Genomic DNA, 1257 nt, shown 5'->3' with positions numbered 1-1257 from the left:
CAAGTAAATCCATAACATACTTATCATTTTCTCTGTTGTCTATATTTTTAGCTACAACAAATGCTATGCATAAATTGTCTAGAGTGTTAAATACTTTTTCTTCTATTTTGAATTTCATATTAATCCTTTATGTAATTATATTTATTATAATCTCATAAAGAATATAATAAAATTGCACAGGAGCCARACATATTGCAGTTAGGAATTCCTTAATTTCTTAAAGTATAGCATAGGYGTATCATAATTTAAAGCAGARTGTATTCGTTTGTGATTGAAAAAATTATTATATTTTCTTAATTTYAGATTWGCTTTCTCTAARGTTAATTCTTGTGTACAAAARTCATARAAYTCTTTTTGRTCTMGKTTGTGWGTACTYTCTACTAYACCATTATACSAAGGKGAKGCRACWGGACTATAAACTCTYTTAATATAGTTCTTCTTACAAAATATATCTAAWGGGTGTWKTGTATCAAATGAATGTTTTCGATAAGTAAATTCTGTACCATTGTTGCCACAGGCACTTCCTTCGGTCGCTGTTTGAATACAATGTATTCTAAAAGGAAAATAATCTATMAGCCGTTTCATAAAATCAATGGTACTGTATGGACTTTTTTCATCGTATAAATATCTAAAGCTCATTCTCGTWGCTAAATCTRCAGCMGTAAATTGATAATAGCGTATTTCACCAAAAAAAGCATATTTGACGTCTATTTGTACCTTTTCTGCCAAAGGCACACAGCGTGCCTGCCTCCTTRATATAAATCGCATGTTTTCCTTTATGCTTYCTCTTAATTTTKTTCTTTTTRCTCCTATACAAATTATTTTCTTTTAGGACAGTTTCTATAGCTGTTGTTCCTACTTTAATGTCTTCTAACTCTAATTGTTTTTTTATTTTWAATTTACCATAACCRTATAATTTTCTTATTTCAATTATTCTTTTAATAATCTTYTTATTTTTCAATTTATTTTTATTAKTYTTAGGTTTAGTAGATTTAGGTTTTATAATAGAATAAGTTTCTAATTGGCTTTTCCAATAATAATATGTTCTAATACTAATCTTATATTTTAMAGCTAATATCTCTTTATTCTTAACTTTATTAATTTTTAGAACTATCTTTTTTCTTTGATTTGAAGTATATTCTTTCATAGGTATTCCTTTTGTTTTATTTTAGTTAATTAAATTATAAGGAATACCTGCTTTATTTAAACTAAAAAACGTGCAATATGTATRGCTCCTAAACATTTAACATACTAATT

General features: G+C 26.0%; 1 pseudogene. It reads right to left on the bottom strand.

What is annotated here, in order from left to right:
• Window positions 1-198: 198 nt before the first annotated feature.
• Window positions 199-1147: pseudogene (locus GQX97_RS15160) on the bottom strand (integrase core domain-containing protein).
• Between the last annotated feature and the right edge of the window lie 110 nt (window positions 1148-1257).

The organism is Brachyspira sp. SAP_772, from assembly GCF_009755885.1.
Lineage (GTDB): Bacteria > Spirochaetota > Brachyspiria > Brachyspirales > Brachyspiraceae > Brachyspira.
This window is presented reverse-complemented; position numbering and strand designations above follow the sequence as displayed.